Origin of the sequence: Comamonas sp. B-9 (assembly GCF_000410635.1) — a bacterium.
GTDB lineage: Bacteria > Pseudomonadota > Gammaproteobacteria > Burkholderiales > Burkholderiaceae_C > Comamonas.
On the sequence record NZ_KE148591.1, the window covers coordinates 38,768 to 39,092 of the forward strand.

1 pseudogene is annotated in these 325 nt (G+C 72.3%); it reads right to left on the minus strand.

What is annotated here, in order from left to right:
• Positions 1-325 (minus strand): annotated as a pseudogene (locus H928_RS32390) (iron dicitrate transport regulator FecR); the annotation flags it as partial.

Consider the following 325-nt stretch of genomic DNA (forward strand, 5'->3'; position numbering starts at 1 on the left):
CCGGCAGCACCAGGGTCAGCATATGGGCAAACTCGGCTGGCCTGGCCGTCGCGTAGCTGCCGCCAAGAGGCAGCGCGGCCACAGCAGGGGCGCGCACCATGAGGCCGGTGGGGCCGTAGCGCTCCATCTCCTGCAAGGCCTGGGCCAGCGGGGTGTTGTCAAAGCGCAGCAGGCCCTTGCGCCACAGGCCCACGCTGTCGGGCGCCACACTGCCCACGGGGGCCAGCAGGCCATTGGCCGCCACCTGGGTGGTTTGGCCAGCCGTCAGCAGCAGTGCGGTGGCCGGGCTCTGCACGGCGGCCACGCGCACCCGGCCTTCTTGCAC